This window comes from Acinetobacter indicus, assembly GCF_009914475.1.
Taxonomy (GTDB): domain Bacteria; phylum Pseudomonadota; class Gammaproteobacteria; order Pseudomonadales; family Moraxellaceae; genus Acinetobacter; species Acinetobacter indicus.
The window spans coordinates 2,028,653-2,047,332 of sequence record NZ_CP045198.1 but is presented as its reverse complement, the minus strand read 5'-3'; the positions used below and the strand labels follow the sequence as shown (position 1 = coordinate 2,047,332).

The 18,680-nt window shown below is 47.9% G+C and carries 19 protein-coding genes and 4 tRNA genes; 16 read left to right on the top strand and 7 right to left on the bottom strand.

Going from position 1 to position 18,680, the window contains the following annotated elements:
- The first annotated feature begins 9 nt into the window (after positions 1-9).
- The 7 genes from rpmJ to GA693_RS10075 all read left to right on the top strand — a co-directional run bounded on the left by rpmJ (position 10) and on the right by GA693_RS10075 (position 4,731).
- On the top strand, positions 10-126 hold the full coding sequence (rpmJ, locus tag GA693_RS10105) for a 50S ribosomal protein L36 (protein ID WP_000867907.1): 117 nt from the start codon (positions 10-12) through the stop codon (positions 124-126).
- A 107-nt stretch (positions 127-233) separates the two neighbouring features.
- Positions 234-590, top strand: a complete 357-nt coding sequence (gene rpsM / locus GA693_RS10100; RefSeq protein WP_005012957.1) for a 30S ribosomal protein S13 — start codon at positions 234-236, stop codon at positions 588-590.
- 19 nt (positions 591-609) lie between these two features.
- The gene (rpsK, locus tag GA693_RS10095; protein ID WP_001040166.1) at positions 610-996 is read left to right on the top strand and encodes a 30S ribosomal protein S11; all 387 of its coding nucleotides are present in this window, start codon (positions 610-612) and stop codon (positions 994-996) included.
- A 12-nt stretch (positions 997-1,008) separates the two neighbouring features.
- The gene (gene rpsD / locus GA693_RS10090; RefSeq protein ID WP_016658534.1) at positions 1,009-1,632 is read left to right on the top strand and encodes a 30S ribosomal protein S4; all 624 of its coding nucleotides are present in this window, start codon (positions 1,009-1,011) and stop codon (positions 1,630-1,632) included.
- A gap of 17 nt (positions 1,633-1,649) precedes the next feature.
- Positions 1,650-2,657 (top strand): DNA-directed RNA polymerase subunit alpha, encoded by a 1,008-nt coding sequence (locus tag GA693_RS10085; protein ID WP_005180245.1) that lies wholly within the window; start codon positions 1,650-1,652, stop codon positions 2,655-2,657.
- 19 nt (positions 2,658-2,676) lie between these two features.
- Positions 2,677-3,042, top strand: coding sequence for a 50S ribosomal protein L17 (gene rplQ, locus GA693_RS10080; protein ID WP_004754212.1), 366 nt, complete (start codon positions 2,677-2,679; stop codon positions 3,040-3,042).
- A 198-nt stretch (positions 3,043-3,240) separates the two neighbouring features.
- On the top strand, positions 3,241-4,731 hold the full coding sequence (locus tag GA693_RS10075; protein ID WP_104470060.1) for a flavin-containing monooxygenase: 1,491 nt from the start codon (positions 3,241-3,243) through the stop codon (positions 4,729-4,731).
- Between the two features lie 87 nt (positions 4,732-4,818).
- Here the strand turns inward: GA693_RS10075 and GA693_RS10070 are convergent, their stop codons facing one another.
- Positions 4,819-5,991 (bottom strand): acyl-CoA dehydrogenase family protein, encoded by a 1,173-nt coding sequence (locus GA693_RS10070; RefSeq protein ID WP_005180239.1) that lies wholly within the window; start codon positions 5,989-5,991, stop codon positions 4,819-4,821.
- Positions 5,992-6,174: 183 nt separating this feature from the next.
- On the opposite strand from GA693_RS10070, the gene GA693_RS10065 reads away from it, so the two are divergent.
- Both GA693_RS10065 and GA693_RS10060 read left to right on the top strand, forming a co-directional pair.
- Complete coding sequence (locus GA693_RS10065; RefSeq protein ID WP_005180238.1) at positions 6,175-6,432, top strand: FAD assembly factor SdhE; 258 nt, start codon at positions 6,175-6,177, stop codon at positions 6,430-6,432.
- Positions 6,419-6,811: a hypothetical protein gene (locus tag GA693_RS10060; RefSeq protein WP_005180237.1), complete on the top strand. Its 393-nt coding sequence runs from the start codon at positions 6,419-6,421 to the stop codon at positions 6,809-6,811. The genes GA693_RS10065 and GA693_RS10060 overlap by 14 nt, the downstream gene beginning before the upstream one ends.
- A gap of 147 nt (positions 6,812-6,958) precedes the next feature.
- Here GA693_RS10060 and GA693_RS10055 read toward each other — a convergent pair whose 3' ends face one another.
- A complete protein-coding gene (locus GA693_RS10055) occupies positions 6,959-7,138 on the bottom strand; it encodes a hypothetical protein (protein WP_127801044.1) in 180 nt (59 codons plus the stop codon).
- A 189-nt stretch (positions 7,139-7,327) separates the two neighbouring features.
- Here GA693_RS10055 and GA693_RS10050 point away from each other — a divergent pair, with 189 nt between their 5' ends.
- The 3 genes from GA693_RS10050 to GA693_RS10040 all read left to right on the top strand — a co-directional run bounded on the left by GA693_RS10050 (position 7,328) and on the right by GA693_RS10040 (position 11,486).
- Positions 7,328-8,401 carry a hypothetical protein gene (locus GA693_RS10050; RefSeq protein WP_005180236.1) on the top strand — a complete coding sequence of 358 codons (1,074 nt, stop codon included), beginning with the start codon at positions 7,328-7,330 and terminating at the stop codon, positions 8,399-8,401.
- A gap of 55 nt (positions 8,402-8,456) precedes the next feature.
- Positions 8,457-9,029, top strand: a complete 573-nt coding sequence (gene rrtA / locus GA693_RS10045; RefSeq protein WP_160240943.1) for a rhombosortase — start codon at positions 8,457-8,459, stop codon at positions 9,027-9,029.
- A 180-nt stretch (positions 9,030-9,209) separates the two neighbouring features.
- Positions 9,210-11,486, top strand: coding sequence for a TRAP transporter large permease subunit (locus tag GA693_RS10040; RefSeq protein WP_160240944.1), 2,277 nt, complete (start codon positions 9,210-9,212; stop codon positions 11,484-11,486).
- Between the two features lie 9 nt (positions 11,487-11,495).
- On the opposite strand, the gene GA693_RS10035 is transcribed toward GA693_RS10040, so the two are convergent.
- The 5 genes from GA693_RS10035 to rnr form a co-directional block, all read right to left on the bottom strand.
- Positions 11,496-12,434 (bottom strand): DMT family transporter, encoded by a 939-nt coding sequence (locus tag GA693_RS10035; protein ID WP_160240945.1) that lies wholly within the window; start codon positions 12,432-12,434, stop codon positions 11,496-11,498.
- Positions 12,435-12,497: 63 nt separating this feature from the next.
- Positions 12,498-12,914: a hypothetical protein gene (locus GA693_RS10030; RefSeq protein WP_075167410.1), complete on the bottom strand. Its 417-nt coding sequence runs from the start codon at positions 12,912-12,914 to the stop codon at positions 12,498-12,500.
- 22 nt (positions 12,915-12,936) lie between these two features.
- On the bottom strand, positions 12,937-13,146 hold the full coding sequence (locus GA693_RS10025) for a YheV family putative zinc ribbon protein (protein WP_171065117.1): 210 nt from the start codon (positions 13,144-13,146) through the stop codon (positions 12,937-12,939).
- 40 nt (positions 13,147-13,186) lie between these two features.
- Positions 13,187-15,226, bottom strand: a complete 2,040-nt coding sequence (locus GA693_RS10020) for a M3 family metallopeptidase (protein ID WP_160241787.1) — start codon at positions 15,224-15,226, stop codon at positions 13,187-13,189.
- A gap of 135 nt (positions 15,227-15,361) precedes the next feature.
- Positions 15,362-17,794, bottom strand: coding sequence for a ribonuclease R (rnr, locus tag GA693_RS10015; RefSeq protein ID WP_104483961.1), 2,433 nt, complete (start codon positions 17,792-17,794; stop codon positions 15,362-15,364).
- A gap of 265 nt (positions 17,795-18,059) precedes the next feature.
- Between rnr and GA693_RS10010 the strand changes: the two genes are divergently transcribed.
- The 4 genes from GA693_RS10010 (at position 18,060) to GA693_RS09995 (ending at position 18,673) form a co-directional block, all read left to right on the top strand.
- Positions 18,060-18,149, top strand: a tRNA-Ser gene (locus GA693_RS10010).
- A gap of 13 nt (positions 18,150-18,162) precedes the next feature.
- Positions 18,163-18,239, top strand: a tRNA-Arg gene (locus tag GA693_RS10005).
- A 49-nt stretch (positions 18,240-18,288) separates the two neighbouring features.
- Positions 18,289-18,365 (top strand) — tRNA-Arg (locus GA693_RS10000).
- 231 nt (positions 18,366-18,596) lie between these two features.
- A tRNA-Arg gene (locus tag GA693_RS09995) sits at positions 18,597-18,673 on the top strand.
- The last annotated feature ends 7 nt before the right edge of the window (positions 18,674-18,680 follow it).

The window sequence follows — 18,680 nt, the reverse complement described above, 5'->3', positions numbered from 1 at the left end:
GGTTTCATCATGAAAGTACAAGCTTCTGTAAAGAAAATTTGTGGTAGCTGTAAAGTTATCCGTCGTAATGGGGTTATCCGCGTAATTTGCAGCGCAGAACCTCGTCATAAGCAGCGTCAAGGTTAATCTGATCAAGACCTGTTGATTTCAGTAGGCTAATTAGGTTATTATCCGCCCCTCAAGATTTTTGTGGGGCGGTTGATTATCTTAACTGCCTTTTTGGAGAAAATTGAATGGCTCGTATTGCCGGTGTAAACATTCCGGATAACAAGCATGCTGTTATCTCTCTAACGTACATCTTTGGTATTGGTCGCCACACTGCTAAGAACATCTTAGCTGCTGCTGGTATCGCTACTACCACTAAGATCCGTGAATTAGATGACGCTCAGCTTGATGCGATTCGTGCAGAAGTTGCTAAGGTTCCGACCGAAGGTGACTTACGTCGCGAAATTTCCATGAACATTAAACGTTTAATGGATTTAGGCTGCTACCGCGGTCTTCGTCATCGTCGCAGCTTGCCTGTCCGTGGTCAACGCACCAAAACTAACGCACGTACCCGTAAAGGTCCGCGCAAACCAATTAAGAAATAAGATTTCTGGAAGCTAAAAGATGGCTAAAGATACTCGCACACGCAAGAAGGTCACCCGTACCGTCTCTGAAGGTGTTGCACACATTCACGCTTCTTTTAATAACACCATTGTGACTATTACCGATCGTCAAGGTAATGCACTGGCTTGGGCCACTTCAGGTGGACAAGGCTTCCGTGGATCACGTAAATCAACTCCGTTTGCTGCTCAGGTAGCTGCTGAAGTTGCTGGTAAAGCTGCTTTAGATTACGGTTTGAAAAACTTGGACGTCCTTGTAAAAGGTCCTGGTCCAGGTCGTGAGTCTGCGGTTCGTGCATTAGGTGCAGTGGGTTATAAAATTAACAGCATTACCGATGTGACTCCAATTCCTCACAACGGTTGCCGTCCACCTAAAAAACGTCGCGTGTAAGGAGAAACATTCATGGCTCGTTATATTGGTCCAAAATGCAAACTCTCTCGCCGCGAAGGGACAGACCTGCAACTAAAATCTGGCGTTAAACCATTTGACGTCAAAACTAAAAAACACGCTAAAGCTCCTGGTCAACATGGCCAAGCGCGCGGCAAACAATCTGAGTATTCACTACAATTACGTGAAAAACAAAAAGTACGTCGTATGTACGGTGTTTTAGAGCGTCAATTTAGTAATTACTATAAAGAAGCAGCTCGTGTTAAAGGCGCAACAGGTGAAAACTTGTTGAAATTGCTTGAAAGCCGTCTTGATAACGTCGTTTATCGCATGGGTTTTGGTTCTACACGTGCAGAAGCTCGTCAGCTTGTATCTCACCGTAGCATTACTTTGAATGGCCGTCGTGTTAACATCGCGTCTATCCAAGTTAAAGCTGGTGACGTGATCGCAGTTCACGAAGGTGCTAAACAACAATTACGTATCAAAAACGCAATTGAATTAGCTGCTCAACGTGGTATCCCTTCTTGGATGGAAGTTGATCACGCTAAATTAGAAGGTACGTTCAAAGCTGCACCAGATCGTTCTGATTTACCTGCTGAAATCAACGAAAGCTTGATTGTAGAATTGTATTCTAAATAATCCTTGAGGTAGCAATAATGACGCGTACTGCAAATGAGTTTCTAACTCCGCAAGCGATCAAGGTCGAAGCGGTTAGCGGGACCTCGGCAAAAGTTATTCTGGAACCATTAGAGCGTGGCTTTGGTCATACTCTTGGTAATGCTTTACGTCGCATCCTTCTTTCTTCTTTACCTGGCGCAGCTGTGGTTGAAGTTGAAATTGAGGGTGTTGAGCACGAGTACAGTACCTTAGAAGGCTTGCAGCAGGACATCGTCGAGCTCTTGCTGAACCTGAAAGGATTGTCTATTAAGCTATTCGATCAAAATGAAGCTTATTTGACATTGGAAAAACAAGGTCCAGGTGACGTTACTGCAGCTGACCTTCGTTTACCGCACAATGTTGAAGTGGTTAACCCTGAACACTTGATCGGCACTCTAAGTGCATCAGGCGCGTTAAAAATGCGTTTGAAAGTGGCTCAAGGCCGTGGTTATGAAACATCTGACTCACGTTTCCCAGAAGGCGAAACTCGCCCAGTGGGTCGTTTACAGTTAGATGCTTCTTATAGCCCGATCAAACGTGTGTCTTACATCGTAGAAAATGCGCGTGTAGAACAACGTACTGACCTTGACAAGCTGATCATTGATCTTGAAACCAACGGTACTGTTGATCCTGAAGAAGCAATCCGCAAAGCGGCAACAATCTTGCAACAACAAATTGCAATCTTTGTTGACCTTCAGAAAGATCAGGCACCTGTGGCTCAAGAACCTCGTGAAGAAGTTGACCCAATTTTGCTTCGTCCAGTAGATGATCTAGAGCTTACTGTTCGTTCTGCTAACTGTTTGAAAGCAGAAAATATTTACTACATTGGTGATCTTGTACAGCGCACCGAGGTTGAGTTACTTAAAACACCTAACCTGGGTAAAAAATCGCTTACTGAGATCAAAGATGTTCTGGCATCGAAAGGCTTGCAGCTCGGCATGCGTTTAGAGAACTGGCCACCAGCTAGTCTCCGCATGGACGACCGCTTCGCTTATCGTAGCCGTTAATTAAGTAGGACTATTCACCATGCGTCATCGTAATAGTGGTGTGAAATTAGGCCGTACCAGCAGCCACCGTAAGGCGTTGTTCCAAAACTTAACCAATGCTTTAGTTGAGCACGAGTTAATTAAAACAACTTTGCCTAAAGCGAAAGAACTTCGCCGCGTTGCTGAGCCTTTAATCACTTTAGCTAAAAACGATACAGTTGCAAACCGTCGTTTGGCGTTTGCTCGTACTCGTAATGCAGCAACTGTTGGTAAATTATTTACCGTTCTTGGCCCTCGTTACAAAGAACGTAACGGCGGTTATCTACGTGTTCTTAAAGCGGGCTTCCGTGCAGGTGATGCTGCACCGATGGCTTACGTTGAACTTGTAGATCGCGAAGTTAAATAATTTCGCAAGAGCAGTTCAGTTGTTCTAAAAAAGGTCGGTTTTTTAAACCGGCCTTTTTTTTATGGCCAGTTGTCAGACAATTTTTCTGTTGTGTCCCGAATTGATATAAATTTTATCGCTTTTTATTAAACTTGACATTGAGTATTGTCAAATTTGTGCTTTAATAAAAACAGAACGTTGAACAGGTATAAAAACAAAATGGACAAGCATGTTGATATTCTAATTGTGGGTGCGGGCATCTCTGGTATTGGTCTGGCCGCGCATCTTTCCAAACACTGCCCGCAGCGCACCTTTGAAATTATCGAGCGTCGTGAGAGCTTTGGTGGCACCTGGGATTTATTTAAATATCCAGGTATCCGTTCCGATTCGGATATGTCGACCTTTGGCTTTAATTTCAAGCCCTGGACGCAAGACAGTATTCTGGCTGATGGCGCTTCAATTAAGAACTATCTGTCAGAAGTGATTGCAGAGTATCAACTGAAATCCAAAATTCATTTCCAGCATCGGGTACTGTCTGCCAATTATGATAGTCAGAGCCAGAAATGGTCTGTCGTGATTGAAAATGCACAGGGCAAAAAACAGACCTGGATCGCCAATTTTGTTCTGGGGTGTACCGGCTATTACAATTATGATCAGGGCTTCCAGCCGGATTTCCCGAATCAGTCGGCATTTAAAGGTACTTTTATTCATCCACAGCATTGGCCGGAAAACTTCGATTATTCTGGTAAAAAAGTGGTGATTATTGGCAGTGGTGCTACCGCTATTACCTTGGTGCCTGCAATGGTCAAAGGCGGTGCAGCGCATGTCACCATGCTGCAGCGCTCACCGACCTATATTGCTTCCATTCCATCGGTAGATTTTATCTATAACAACATGCGCAAGGTGTTGCCGGAGGAGCTGGCTTATAAGCTGACGCGGGCACGAAATATTGGTATGCAACGCGGTGTGTATGCGCTGGCACAGAAACAGCCGAAGCTGCTGCGTAAATTTTTATTAAAGTCAATTGAGATGCAGCTGAAAGGCAAAGTGGATATGAAACACTTTAGCCCGAGCTATAATCCATGGGATCAGCGTCTGTGTGTGGTGCCAGATGGAGATTTGTTTAAAGTGCTGCGTGAAGGGCAGGCCAGTGTTGAAACCGACCAGATTGAAGCCTTTACCGAACAGGGCATCCAGTTAAAATCTGGCAAACATCTCGACGCAGATGTGATTGTGTCGGCTACCGGTCTGCAAATTCAGATTTTAGGCGGGGTTAAAGCCACCATTGATCATCAGCCTTTGGATACCTCGAAACATATGCTGTATCAGGGTGTGATGGTCAGCGATGTGCCGAATATGGCCATGATTATTGGCTATATCAATGCCTCCTGGACTTTAAAAGTTGATATTGCTGCGGATTATATCTGCCGTCTGATTAATCATATGGATCAGCAAGGCTATACCGAAGTGATTGCGGAAGGTGATCCTTCAGAGTTGATGGAAGACACTGTGATGGGTAGTTTAACTTCGGGTTATATTGCCCGTGCCGCGAATGTGATGCCAAAGCAGGGTAAACATGCGCCTTGGCGGGTGAGCAATAATTACCTGAAAGACCGTAAGGATTTAAAACAGGCTTCATTTGCTGATCCGGTGCTGAAGTTCCGTAAAGCAGTCAGTGAGTCTGCACGTAAACCTAAACTGGTGTCTTAAGCACACATCATCATGATCGTGCAATGAACAAAGGAAGCTCAATTGAGCTTCCTTGTTGTTTATATCGGGTTCTACGCTTGTAATGCGTTATAGGGAGCGGGAAATCAGCTCTTTCATAATTTCATTGGTACCGGCATAAATCCGGTTGGCGCGATTGTCTAAATACGCACGGGCAATCGGATATTCCAGCATATAGCCATAGCCGCCATGCAATTGCAGACATTCATCCACCACTTTGGAAAACAGCTCCGAGATTTTGTATTTGGCCGCCGCTGCTGCATCAACACTTAGCTGATCTTCGAGCTGCAGTTCCATACACCGGTCCAGATAGGCGCGGCAGAAATCAATTTCAGTGCGCATTTCCGCCAGTTTAAAGCGGGTATTCTGAAAGGCGCCAATCGGTTTGCCAAAGGCTTTACGTTCTTTGGTGTATTGCAGGGTATGCGCAAAGGCTGCTTCGGCACCAGCCTGGCAGATAATCGCCACAATCATGCGTTCCCAGGCCAGCTCTTTCATCAGCATGATAAAGCCCATGCCTTCCATGCCGAGCAGGTTTTCTTTGGGTACCCGGACATTGTCAAAAAACAGCTCGCAGGTGTCCTGACCTTTCATGCCAATTTTATTCAGCGGTTTACCTTTGCTAAAACCGGCACGATCTGCCTCGACCATAATCAGCGACAGGTTGGCAGAACCTTTGTCACTATTGCCAGTTTTACACACCACAATCGCCATATCGCATAAATAGCCATTGGTAATAAAAATTTTAGAGCCGTTAATGACGTATTCATCGCCCTCTAAAACTGCCGTGGTGCGTACTGCCTGTAAATCTGAGCCTGTGCCCGGTTCGGTCATGGCAATGGCGGTGACCACTTCACCTGTCGCCATTTTCGGCAACCAGTGCTGTTTTTGCTGTTCGTTGCCAAAATTATGAATATAGTTGGCGACAATATCGGAATGCAGCGAGAAGCCGGTGGCCGAGTCGCCGGCATAGGCCTGTTCTTCAATCAGGATCATGCTGTAGAGGCGATCTACTCCAGAGCCACCATACTGCTCTGGCATGGTGGTACACAGCAGTCCCAGTTCACCGGCCTTGTTCCATAAATCGCGGTCTACATGCTGTTGCTGTTCATATTTTTCCGTATTCGGCAAAACTTCCTTTTCATAAAATTTGCGCACCGTATCGCGGAATGCCTCATGCTCACTCTGAAATAATTTTCGTGGCAACATGTTGTTGAGTGGGCGAATTGCAGCAGATTGCATGGTTAGAGTTCCTTCACTTATTTTTATGCCTTGAAACTAAAGCAAACTGAGCCGGCAGTACAATGTGCAGAAACATCATTTCTGGCTTTTTGCTGGCGGTTTTGGTCAGTCCGATAAATTCATCGAAACTTTTTCTGGGCTGGGTTAAACTAATTGCGATATCAATATGATGTGGACAAAACCATGAGTGAAGACATTAGCTTAGAAGAGCGTAAAGTGATTTATCGTGCCCGTCGCGGTTTAAAGGAAATTGATGTCTACTTTGATCCTTATGTGAAAAACTATTATTTAACCGCTGATCCGGAAGAAAAAGCCACGTTTGCGGCGCTGGTTGAACAGGAAGATCCGGATTTACTGGACTGGTTTATGGAAGTGTCTGAACCGCCACGCCCGGAAATGCGCGAGCTGATCCGTAAATTAAAACACTATGTCCACGGCTAAGCGCGACTTTCAGCTGAAACCGAGCCGTCTGGCGCTGCTGTTTCAGCTGAGCCTGCTGATTCTATTTTCTGTTTTAAGTTTTCAATTATTACATCCGCTGCTTTGGCTGCTAGGTCTGCTCCTGGCGGCTGTCAGTTATTACGGGTTTCAGCGACGCTCCCAATTAACCGCCTTGGCGCATTTAGATGGGGCAGAGTGGAGTCTGCAATTTAATTCTGGCTCCAAGATTCAACGCGGTCTGCTCGAGCATATTCTGGATCATCAGCTGTATCTGGTGCTGTATTTTCATCATGCACCGGTCAAATCTGCAGTCATCTGGCGTGACCAAGTTTCGTTTGCAGAGTGGAAAGCCTTAAAAACATTGGCAAAAACCATCTAATTGTCAGACAGTTGTATATTTTAATATAAAAATAAGATATTGATTTTAAATAAATTTATAAAGTCTATCATTTTATTTGTCCTACACAGTCACGGTAAATTGGCAAAAAATACCGATTGTTGGACAAAAGCCTCTTGTGTTTGAAAATTATCCAGATATATTAAAGACACCAACAGCAAACAGGGAAATCGCCAGGGTGATCGCCACGTGAATGTTTCTGGTCATCGCAATTGTGTTCAATTGTGGCTGGATGATGAGGAAGCTTGCTGAAGGAACGAATTGCACCAATAAAATGCCCGTAATTGGGTTCCAGTTAATAAGTAGCATGTGCTGAACCGTCGCAATGCTACTTTTTTTTGCCTAAAATTTGGCTTTCCTGCAAATTCAGTCAATTTTCTTGCCCGCTTTTCATGTCAAAGTACAGCTCTCAGATTAGAGTAAATGCTCTTTTATTCAGATAATGCATCTGATATGTTTGTTGCCATGGACATAAACACAATTATAGAGGACAGGAAAATGTCGCAAGTCCAAAAAATCTGCCAGGGTGTGGCGGTTATTGCATTCACAACAACACTTCTTTCCGGCTGTTCACAAGTGGTGAAAACCGGTGCCAATGTGGCTTTAGGTTTTACAGAAAAACATATTGTTCCTCCCATTCTGGCTATGGATGATGCCGAAATGGTCTGTAGCAGTGGTAATTCCCTGACTCCTGCAATTATGGCCACCAAAGATATGGGTGCAGACCCGACCCGGGTTGCGGTGCTAATGTATTCAGCCGCCGGTATCTGTGCGGAAAACCGTGCCCTGGATGCCGAGCTGCGTTATTTGCGTGCTTCAAAAGCCGGACAGGTCAGTGAAGCGCAAGATGCCCGGATTGAACAGAAACGCTGGGCGGCCATTGCGGCACAGCGCCAATATACCGGTTATCAGTTATTTCAGAATCGCTGGGAAAAGAAATACAGAAAACCACTGGGTGAAGGCTGCCCGAAAATGAATAGCGATATTGATCAGACCGTATATTTGCTTGGCATGATCAGCGGTTTACAGGCCATGACCAATGATATTAACTCTGGCGGTGCGGTGCATGTGCCTAAAGATATTGCTGCCGTGGTCGAGCGTGGCATGACCTGTCTGAACAATGAAAAATTCTGGGGTGCACCACAAGCCACCCGTGCCGTGATCTGGACCTTGTTGCCAGGTGCGGGAGATGGCAAACCGGAGCCGTATCAGACCCTGAAACAGTCGATGCAAATTGGTGAGCAGAAAGGTGTGCGCCTGTCGCATGCCCTGTATGCAGTGGCCGCGCAGGCCAGCGGCGATGATGCCAAGATTCGTGATGCGCTAAAATCATTTGCGGCTGCACGCACCGAAGAAAAACCAATTAACCCGCAATTCAAGCTAATTGACAGCATGGCTGCCACCATGGTGCAGGGGATTTCAGACCGTTACTGGACTGAAAATACCGGGGTACGTACTGCCGATGATGGCATGAGCCGTTTCTGGGATGAGCAGGACAATGCGTCTGAACTGGATGATTTATTTGGTGAAGATACAAGCGCTGATCCAGATACGGAACTCAACAATCTGTAAATAGTCGCTACGAGGAGGACGCTTTATACTTAAAAGATTCAACAGGGACAACGACATGACACTTCATTTTTTCAGTAAGAAAATTATTTTTATTGCCGTGTTTATGTCGCTGGCGGCCTGTTTGCAGGTGTTTGCGGATCATTTTATTTATTGGCGTCCTGCTCTGTTACAAGAATTCTGGCGCTTGTGGACAGCGCATTGGGTGCATGTGGGCTGGGTGCATTATCTGCTGAATATTCTGGCCTTTGCCTGTTTGCCTTTTATTTTTCCGCGGGTCAAAACCTGGCATTTTGTCAGCCTGTTATTACTATTACCTCCGGCCATCAGTTTCAGTTTCTATGTCCTGTTTCCACATATTGAAGCCTATGCCGGCCTGTCTGGGGTGCTGCATGGAGCCTATATGGCGGTGGCAGTAGTGCATCTGCTTGATGCTCAAGAACGCCGGTTTGCTGCGCTGGTATTGCTGCTGATTCTGGCCAAACTGCTGTGGGAAAATACCTTTGGCAGTAAGGAAACGGCCGAGCTGATTGGTAGCCCGGTACTGGTCGAGGCACATTTGCTGGGCGTGATCTGGGGTGCGGGATTGGCGATAGTCTACCTGATCTATACCTACAGCTTGAAAAAGTGATCCGGTTGACCATTTCTACCAAAAAGAAAATGAATATTGTCATTTTAAATGAATGTACTTTGATGCACATTCGAAAAGAATGAAAACAAGATTTGAATAGCAGCAGGATGGCTGCTTGCTACAGGATGCGCGAAATACGGCCCTGTTGCCGTTTCCGAAAATAAAAAAACAGGAAAAAATATGTCAAATCAAGGACAACGCAGATCCGGACTGGATCTGCTCAGATATATATGGACAGAATGGATTTCTGCCTTTGTGATTCTGGTGCTGCTGCTGCTGACGCTGATCATTGGAACCGGTGAGATGATTCACGGCCAGCTGTTGCGTATGGGCGAACGTCTATACGGTGATCCTGCCACTGGTATGCAGTATTCATTCTTGCGCGCTGAACCAAGTGCCCCTGACTGTGACCGCAACCCGGATATTGACGGCCAGGTGCAGGCACAAATGAAAGCCAATGCGGCCGATGAATTTGCTGATATTTTTGGAACCCCGTCTGAATCGGATGTGCGTGCCTCAATTATGGCCGCGCAGCAGGTCTGTGAAGAAAAATATGTGTTCTATGACCAGGCTGTGCAGCATATGCAGGCGCATCCAAGTTTACGCACCTATCGCAGTGTAGAAACCACCTTCTTTGGCATCTTTAAATTTGGTACTGAAAACCGTGCCTTGCTGCTGGTGTTGATGGTGGTGTTTGCCGCGATTAGTGCCACTTTAAAAACCCATCATATTGGTTTGCGTGGGCCTGCCACACGAATTGATTATCGGATATATACCACCTGCATGACCGTGGCCAATGCCTTTCTGGCATTCTCGGCCTATAGCCAGTATCGTTCGGTGCTGAATTCCGGGGTACCGATGACCGGTGAAATGCAGATCATTTACTGGTTGTGGATGATCCTGTTTAGTGCGCTGACCCTCATCAGTTTATGGCAGTTTGTTCGTCCGCCTGCACCAACGCGAGAAGGCGGCAGTCTAGGTCTGGCTTTTCTGAGTGTACCGCTGTATGCCTATATGGCCATTATTACCGGTATTGCCTTTACCTTCTTCATGGATTATCCAATGGGGCAGGGGATTTACCTGGGCCAGCTGGTGGAATTCTCCAGCATCTTCCTGAATCTGGCGCTGTTTATCTGGGCCGGTATGCTGCTGAAGCAGACCCGTGTGGTGGATAAATTCCTGAACATCATGCGGCCATGGAATCTGGCACCAGAAACCCTGACCTGGTTAATCCTGATTGGTGCAGCATTACCGACAGCCTATACCGGTGCCTCGGGGATTTTCGTGATCGCGGCCGGTGCCATCATTTATAAAGAAGTCTGGAATGCTGGCGGTCGCCGTCAGTTTGCTCTGGCAGCAACGGCACTGTCCGGTTCGATGGGGGTGGTATTACGTCCATGTCTGCTGATTGTGGTCGTTGCCTCTTTAAACAAGGAAGTCACCACCGATGTGCTGTACCACTATGGCGTGTATGTATTCCTGCTGACTACAACAATTTTCCTGGTGGTATCGCTGTTCTTTGCTGAAAGTAAGTTCCGGATTGCTTCACCAGCTGTGGCTGCACCACGATCTTTACGTGCCATGGGTGCGGTGGTGCCGTATGTGATTATTTTCGTGCTGATCTGGATGTTCTACAAATATGCGCTGGACACCAACCTGAACGAATTTACCGCGCCGGTGATGATGCCTGTGATTCTGCTGTTAATTGTCCTGTTTGATAAATTGCGGCATGAACCGGCGCCAATTCCACCAGTAGGTCATTGGGATGAAAGCCTGACAGCAAAATATACCGATTCATCGCAACCGGCGCTGGCGACCGCCAGTGCAGTCAGTGGTGTGGAATACCGCGATGGCGTACATACTGCAACTGAGGATACTGGCATGTCGGCGGATCATAGCGTGGCGGTGTCCGAGCCGGAGCGTGAGGTTGGCTTCTGGAAGTCGATGCACATTTCCATTAGTGAAACCGTGGGGCATATTGGCGCGCTGGTGATTCTGATGGCCTTATCGGTCAGTGTCGGCGGCTTCCTGGAACGGATTGAAATCATGGAGGCTTTCCCGACTGATATCAGTAGTACCTTTATTGTGATTAGCCTGATTGTACTGGTGATGGTACTGGTCGGCATGATTATGGACCCGTTTGGTGCGGTCATCCTGATTTCTGCCACGGTTGCACCGGTGGCCTACCAGTATGGGATTGAACCGGTGCATTTCTGGATGATTACCCTGATTGGCTTTGAAATGGGCTATATCACCCCGCCGGTCGCGCTGAACCACTTGCTGGCGAGGCAGTCGATTGGCGATGAAGAAGTGGCGGCGGCAGATGCCGAAGTGCGCCACAAATCCTTCTACTATCGTTTTGAGCGCTGGATTCTGCCGATCTTGGTGATGCTGCCAGCGATGCTGATGATTGCCTATGTACCATACTTCTTTAAACTGTTTGGCTGGTATCAGTAAGCCAGCCGTTCAACCGTGATGATGACCATACCCTGATCTTTTGCGAAAGGTCAGGGTATTTTTATGGCGCCTGTGTAGGACTGGCTTTTTTAAACAGCGGGCTGCACAGAGTAAAATCGCAATTAAAATCAGGCCAAAGCCGAGCAGGCTGGACAGATCGGGCAATTCCTGCCAGAACAAAAAGCCCCAGATGCCGGCAAAAATAATCGCAATATAATTTACCGGCCCAATCTGACCAGCGGGCGCCAGACTATAGGCCCGCGACATACAAATCTGGCTGATATTGGCCAGCACCCCGGCACTGATCAGCAGGCCCAGTTCACTCCATTGATAGCTTCGCCATAGCCAGAACATTGGAATGACTGAAATCAGGGTGCCAATCAGGCAGAAATAAAACACAATCCGTTCTGGTGGTTCGGTTTGAGTCAGGGCGCGCACAGTGACAAAGGCCATTGCAGCCAGAAAACTGGCACCCAGACCAATAATCGACAGATGATTGAACAGGCCGGCATCCGGTTTGGCCACACAGAGTACGCCCATCAGTCCAAACAGGGCGGCGATCAGCATGGCTGCACTGACTTTTTCTTTCAGGAATAACCAGGCAATGAGCGGAATAAAGATCGGGGAAGAATAGGTAAACACCATCGCATTGGACAGTTTAAGCTGGGCAATGGCATAGAAAAAGCCATACATCGCCAGCAGACCGACCACACTACGCCAGGTATGCATCCACAGACGCCGGGTTTTAAAAAAGCCGAGGCCTTTATTGAACAGCAGTGGCAGAAAAATAAACAGGCCAATAAAATTACGGAAGAACACAATAGTGGCATTGTCGACCGTATGCGAGGCGTAGCGGATACACACGCCCATCAGCGAAAACAGAAAAGCAGAGAGGGTGAGTAAGCCAATGGCTTTGATCAGATCATGCTGAGGCGTGGAGGCAGTCATCATCAATCCGGGCGAGGAATAAGGATGTATTCTAGCCGATTTAACGCAGACTGCCGGTCATAATTATTGCTGTTTGAGCTGGGCTTCGAGCAGCTGAATCTGTTCTTCTTTCAGGCGAATCAGTTCATCAGCATCGGCGTGCTGGGCATTGAGCAGCGCGGCCTGATCATCCAGCTGTGCCTGCAGATCTTCCAGTTTGGCCATTTCTTCTTTGGCCAGGGTCGCGTTGGTAGCAACCGGCTGTTTCAGAATATCTTCACTCACCAGTTGCTGTGGTACTTCTTCCAGCTGCACCGCTGGTTCTGCTTTGGCTTTAGCCGCAGGTGCGGCCGGCTGACTTAGCAGCTCGGCTTCAGGTGTTACCTCTGCACTCTGGTTTTGGCTCATCCATTGATAAGACAGCACCACAAGTACGATTACGATCAGGCCCCCAATAATGGCCCATAATAGTTTTGAGCTATTTCTCTGATCAAGCGTCATGAATAAATGAACCTTAATTTTTTTACTTAGGATGACGTGGTTTAAATTGAATCACACCCACTTCATCAGGCGCTGCCGGTGGCTGAGGTTCATCGACATGGGTTGGGCGATTTTCGCTATAGCCACAGTCGATACATTCAATCCATTCATCATCACCTGAGGTCAGCATGACCACCCGATCCATAGCCTGGCATTTTGGACATTTTGCGCCTGCAATGAAACGACGTTTGATGGTCATCATACTGATCCTGTGTTCAAATTAAGGCCCTAGTTTAAGCGTTTTTAATTGGCTTCGTCCAACCTTGATGACGCAATAATGCATCTATTTTTGGCTCGCGTCCGCGGAAATTGATAAACGCGTCAAGTGCTGAATCTTTTCCGCCAACTGCTAGAATAAACTGCCTGAACTGCTTTCCGGTGTCGGTGTTAAATACTCCTTCATTTTCGAAGCGATCGAAGGCATCGCTGGCCAAAACTTCGGCCCATTTATAGGAATAATAACCGGCCGCATAGCCCCCGGCGAAGATGTGACTGAAGCTATGCTGGAAGCGGTTGTAATCGGTGGTTGGCACCACCGCATATTTATACCGGATTTCATTCAGCACATCCTGAATCTGGCTGGCGGTCAAGGCCGGAGTCATGCGGTGAATATTCAGGTCAAACAGGGCAAATTCCAGCTGGCGCAGGGTCTGCATGCCGGACTGGAAGAAGCGCGCATTCAGCAGCGCCTGCAGTAAATCATCCGGCAGGGTGGCCTGTGTGTCGATATGCTGACTGAGTACATCCAGGCTTTCTTTGTCCCAAGCCCAGAATTCCATAAACTGGCTTGGCAGTTCCACCGCATCCCAGGCTACGCCGTGAGTGCCGGCCACCGCAATGTTGTCGACTTCCGTCAGCATATGATGCAGGCCATGCCCAAATTCATGGAATAAGGTCAGTACTTCATCATGGGTCAGTAAGGCCGGCTGATCCCCCACGGGCGGGGTGAAGTTACAGACCATATAGCAAATTGGCTGTTGCAGGCCCTGGCTTTGCTGCATGCGCGAACGGAAACCGCTCATCCAGGCGCCGCCGCGTTTGCCCTGACGGGCATACAGGTCAAAATAGAAACCGCCAATTACCTGACCCTGATCTTGCAGTTCAAAATAACGGGCGTCTGGATGCCAGACCGGTGCTTCACGCTCGATAATATCGACATCGTATAGACGCTTGACGATGCTAAATAAGCCGTCAACCACTTTCGGCGCCGGGAAATACGGTTTCAGTGCTTCCTGAGACAGATTGAACTGGGCCAGTTTCAGTTTTTCTGAATAGAAACTGGTATCCCAGGGTTGCAGCTGCTGAATGCCATCTGCTGCGGCAATGGCTTTCAGTTCGGCAATTTCCTGTTCAGCTGGCTGACGGGCATGTTCGGCCAGCTCAACCAGGAACTGCTCAACTGCTTCGACACTTGGTGCCATTTTGCTGGCTAATGACAGTTCGGCATAGTTGTTAAAGCCGAGCAGCTGGGCCATTTCCTGACGCAGGCTTAAAATTTCTTCCATCACCGCGGTATTGTCAAAGGCCTGATCGGCCGACTGGTCAGAAGCACGGGTGGTATAAGCCTTATATAACTCTTCACGCAGGCTGCGATCTTCAGCATAGGTCATAATGGCCAGATAGGACGGGAAATCCAGCGTCGCAACCGGCTGCTCCAGCTCACGTTGCTGGCCATACTGCTTGAGTAATTCCACACTGCTGGCAGGCAGGCCGGCTAGTTGTGCTTCTGTGAGCGGTTTAAAGTAAGCCTGTGTTGCATCCAGTACATGGTTGGAAAAGTCAGAGGACAGCTGCGACAGGCGCGCTGAAATTTCCGCATAGCGTTTTTTCGCTTCACCTTCCAAGGCCACACCTGACAATTTAAAGTCACGCAGCGCCAGTTTAATTGCGCTTTGTTGCGCTGCGGGTAAGTCATTAAACGTCACTGCATCATGAACCTGCTGATAGGTCTGATACAGCACCGTGTGCTGACCGAGCTGGGTATAGTATTCGCTCAGGCCGGGTAACAGTGCCTGATAGACTTCACGGGTTTCGGCATTGTTCATCACCGCATTCAGGTGCGAGAGTACGCCCCAGCTTTCGCTCATCTGGTTTTCCAGATGATCGACCTGTGCCAGAACCTGCAACTGTGCATCGCTACTGGCTGGAATGTCTTGGAGTTGCTGTAAAAAGGCCTGCCCTTGGGCAATGGTCTGTTCAACCTGTTGTTTTAATTGGGGCAGCGTAATCTGGTCAAACTGGGATACTGGCAGGGTTGCCTGTTCTAATGTCATTTCTTTTTCCATGTTGAAGTCCTGTCTTAGCAATAGATGTAGGGCCTCCAGCGTGGGAAATCAAGCGGTGTGTACAGAATTGCTCAACTTCATACAAAAAAGAGCGCCGTGGCGCTCTGTTTCTGATCGGGCTGCTTAGTCCAGCTTGGACTTGGCATTGGACTTTTTCTTTTTCACTTTGGCTTTTTTCTTGACCTTGTCTTTGCTTTCAGCCTTGGCGGTGACTTTTTTCGCCGGCTTTTTGCCATAAGAACTCGGCTTGGATTTGGCCTTTTTCTTCTTCAACGGCTGTTCGCCATCTTCACTCACGGCAAGCTTGACTGGACGATCATGAAAGATTTCTTCGGTGGCTTCAGCACGCGGCGCGGCTTTGGCCACGCGTGGTGCACGGCTGCGGATCGCACGACCGGCATGGGTCAATTGTTTGACCAGCTCGAAATCAATCTTGCGTTCTTCCAGGTTGACTCCGGCCACCTTGACTTTGACTTCATCGCCCAGACTAAAGGTCTGACCGCGTGACTGACCGACCAGTGACTGGCTGGCCTGATCAAACATAAAGAAGTCATCGCCCAGCTGGCTGACGTGAATCATGCCATCGACATACAGATCTTTCAGCGTGACAAACAGACCAAATTCGGTCACGGCAGAAATCACCCCGACAAATTCTTCGCCTAAATGCTGCTGCATATAATGACATTTCAGCCACATGGTCACAGAGCGGGAGGCTTCATCGGCACGGCGTTCAGTTTGCGAGAAATGCTCACCGGCATCATCCAGCGCGGCACCCGAAATCGGATAAGGTTTCTGGGCCAGATGCGCCTTAATGGCACGGTGCAAGAGCAGATCCGGATAACGACGAATTGGTGAGGTGAAGTGGGTATAGGCTTCATAGGCCAGACCATAGTGGCCGGCATTGGCCGCGCCGTAATAGGCCTGCATCATCGAGCGTAACAGCACCGCATGAATACTTGGCGCATCAATGCGGTCTTTGGTGGCATCAATCACGGCCTGATAATCGGCCTGGGTTGGCTGTTCCGGGAAATTCAGTCCCAGCAGTTTTACAAATTCACGAACTTTCTGAATCCGTGAAAACTCAGGTGGCTCATGCACACGGTACAGCATCGGAATATCATTTTTGAGCGCAAATTCTGCCGCCGCCACGTTGGCCAGCAACATGCACTCTTCAATCAGTTTATGCGCATCATTACGGGTTCGCGGCAGGATTTCCTGAATACCACCGAGTTCGTCGAAGGTCATATAGGTTTCGACAGTTTCAAATTCCATGGCATGACGCTGGGCACGTAAACCTTTGAGTACCTGATACAGCTGGAACAGGGTATTCAGCGATTTGCGTACATCCCGGTCTTCCGGAATGGCAGCGCTGTCGCCGTCAAAATATTGCGCCACCTGGGTATAGGTCAGACGGGCTTTGGAATGCATTACCGCGGGATAGAATTCGAATTTGGTTACCCGGCCGGCACGGGACAGGTTCAGGTCACAGACCATACACAGACGATCTACCTGCGGATTCAGCGAACATAAGCCATTCGATAAGGCTTCTGGCAACATCGGCAAGACAAAATGCGGGAAATAGACCGAAGTGCCGCGTTCCTGGGCTTCATCATCCAGCGGTTTGCCCGTGCGGACATAGTGGCTGACATCAGCAATCGCGACCACTACGCGGTAGCCGCCCCCTGGACGTTTTTCTGCATACACCGCATCATCAAAGTCGCGGGCATCTTCACCGTCAATGGTGACCAGAGCTAAATCACGTAAATCGACCCGGCCTTCACGGTCTTTGGCTGACGGTTCTTTAAAACTGTCGGCATCTTTTAAGACATTGTCCGGAAATTCATATGGTAAACCAAACTCTAAAATAGTCTGGGGAATGATGATTTCGGTATCGGCTTTATCGGCCATCGACTGTACAACATGGCCGGTGGCAAATTCTTCACGGCTTGGATAGTCATCAATGGCAACGCGAACTGAATCGCCCAGATTCAGTTTGGCGTGTTCAACCAGCTCTTTTTCTAAAGTCACCGGCTGATGGCTGTTCGGATTGCCCGGCTGAATAAAATATTCACCGTCATACATCGACAGTTTGCCAATGATCTGTTTCACACGGCGCTGCTGGACTTCGGTAATAAAGCCCCAGGCTTTGCCTTTGCGATCGACCGAGGTCTGGCGCACTTTAACGCGGTCGCCATTAAACACCAGACGCAATTCACGCTCGGGTAGCAGGATGTCATTTTGTCCGTCAATATGGGCAGAACCGAGACCCTTGCTATTAATGTAGACCGTGGCTTCATGGGTAGGCTGCTCGGCGGCAAGCTGGAACTTGAATCCGTCTTTCATGAGCTGGCCATCACGCACCATGGCAATTAAGCGGTGGCTCAGGGCATCAATACTTTTCTGATCGGCAATTTCAAAATATTCAACCAAGTCGGCATGCGACTGGGCCTGTTGCAGTTTTTCAATACTTTCAAGAATCAGTGTGCGACTTGGAATCGGATTATCGTAACGTTCGGCTTCAGCTTTTGCTTCAGGATCGACCCAGTTTTTCATCATGTCTTTGGCTTCAAGTCAGAAGATAGGTTTAGCATAAGTCATGCAGCGTCAGACTGCACGTAAATGATTGCAATAATGTGTTTTAAGTCTTTATTTTAAGATGATTGCGAGTAGATAAAATCACATTCCCCATAAATTTGCAGAAAATGCCAGGCTAGAAGCAATAAATTGTTTAAAAAATATTTAATTGAGCAAAAAACTGCAAAAAATAGAGTGACTGCGCTTGCAGTGCTACAGTTAAATTTGTATTATGGCGGCACGTTACGGTGAGATGGGTGAGTGGCTGAAACCACGTCCCTGCTAAGGACGCATACGGGCAACTGTATCGAGGGTTCGAATCCCTCTCTCACCGCCACTTTACTTATGTCGCGCTCATAGCTCAGCTGGATAGAGCACTTGGCTACGAACTAAGGGGTCGGGAGTTCGAATCTCTCTGAGCGCACCAATAAGTAAACCAGGAAATAACGCAGTCTAATATAGACGACACAAGTGACGCGCTCATAGCTCAGCTGGATAGAGCACTTGGCTACGAACTAAGGGGTCGGGAGTTCGAATCTCTCTGAGCGCACCAACTTGAACAATTAACCGCACATGTTGCGGTTTTTTTGTGCCTGCAATTTGGCTACTCAGCTGCATCCGCTGGCTTCCTTATTTGTTACAATTTCAATTGCAATTTAAAACCTGTATAAAATCAGCGCACAAATACATGATTTGTCCAATATCTATCCATTTGGTTGCATTTTTATGAAATAAGACTTAACAAATACCGAAAAGCCCGTATAATGCACCCCATCAAGACGTCGCGCTCATAGCTCAGCTGGATAGAGCACTTGGCTACGAACTAAGGGGTCGGGAGTTCGAATCTCTCTGAGCGCACCAATCTTGA

Excerpts from the sequence above, each read along its gene's own strand:
- GA693_RS10075 (WP_104470060.1), top strand. The coding sequence starts at position 3,241 with ATGGACAAGCATGTTGATATTCTAATTGTGGGTGCGGGCATCTCTGGT.
- GA693_RS10055 (WP_127801044.1), bottom strand. The coding sequence starts at position 7,138 with ATGCTACTTATTAACTGGAACCCAATTACGGGCATTTTATTGGTGCAA.
- rplQ (WP_004754212.1), top strand. The coding sequence starts at position 2,677 with ATGCGTCATCGTAATAGTGGTGTGAAATTAGGCCGTACCAGCAGCCAC.
- rpsK (WP_001040166.1), top strand. The coding sequence starts at position 610 with ATGGCTAAAGATACTCGCACACGCAAGAAGGTCACCCGTACCGTCTCT.
- rpsD (WP_016658534.1), top strand. The coding sequence starts at position 1,009 with ATGGCTCGTTATATTGGTCCAAAATGCAAACTCTCTCGCCGCGAAGGG.
- rpmJ (WP_000867907.1), top strand. The coding sequence starts at position 10 with ATGAAAGTACAAGCTTCTGTAAAGAAAATTTGTGGTAGCTGTAAAGTT.
- rpsM (WP_005012957.1), top strand. The coding sequence starts at position 234 with ATGGCTCGTATTGCCGGTGTAAACATTCCGGATAACAAGCATGCTGTT.
- GA693_RS10060 (WP_005180237.1), top strand. The coding sequence starts at position 6,419 with ATGTCCACGGCTAAGCGCGACTTTCAGCTGAAACCGAGCCGTCTGGCG.
- GA693_RS10050 (WP_005180236.1), top strand. The coding sequence starts at position 7,328 with ATGTCGCAAGTCCAAAAAATCTGCCAGGGTGTGGCGGTTATTGCATTC.
- GA693_RS10030 (WP_075167410.1), bottom strand. The coding sequence starts at position 12,914 with ATGACGCTTGATCAGAGAAATAGCTCAAAACTATTATGGGCCATTATT.
- GA693_RS10035 (WP_160240945.1), bottom strand. The coding sequence starts at position 12,434 with ATGACTGCCTCCACGCCTCAGCATGATCTGATCAAAGCCATTGGCTTA.
- rrtA (WP_160240943.1), top strand. The coding sequence starts at position 8,457 with ATGACACTTCATTTTTTCAGTAAGAAAATTATTTTTATTGCCGTGTTT.
- GA693_RS10020 (WP_160241787.1), bottom strand. The coding sequence starts at position 15,226 with ATGACATTAGAACAGGCAACCCTGCCAGTATCCCAGTTTGACCAGATT.
- GA693_RS10040 (WP_160240944.1), top strand. The coding sequence starts at position 9,210 with ATGTCAAATCAAGGACAACGCAGATCCGGACTGGATCTGCTCAGATAT.
- rnr (WP_104483961.1), bottom strand. The coding sequence starts at position 17,794 with ATGATGAAAAACTGGGTCGATCCTGAAGCAAAAGCTGAAGCCGAACGT.
- GA693_RS10070 (WP_005180239.1), bottom strand. The coding sequence starts at position 5,991 with ATGCAATCTGCTGCAATTCGCCCACTCAACAACATGTTGCCACGAAAA.
- GA693_RS10065 (WP_005180238.1), top strand. The coding sequence starts at position 6,175 with ATGAGTGAAGACATTAGCTTAGAAGAGCGTAAAGTGATTTATCGTGCC.
- GA693_RS10085 (WP_005180245.1), top strand. The coding sequence starts at position 1,650 with ATGACGCGTACTGCAAATGAGTTTCTAACTCCGCAAGCGATCAAGGTC.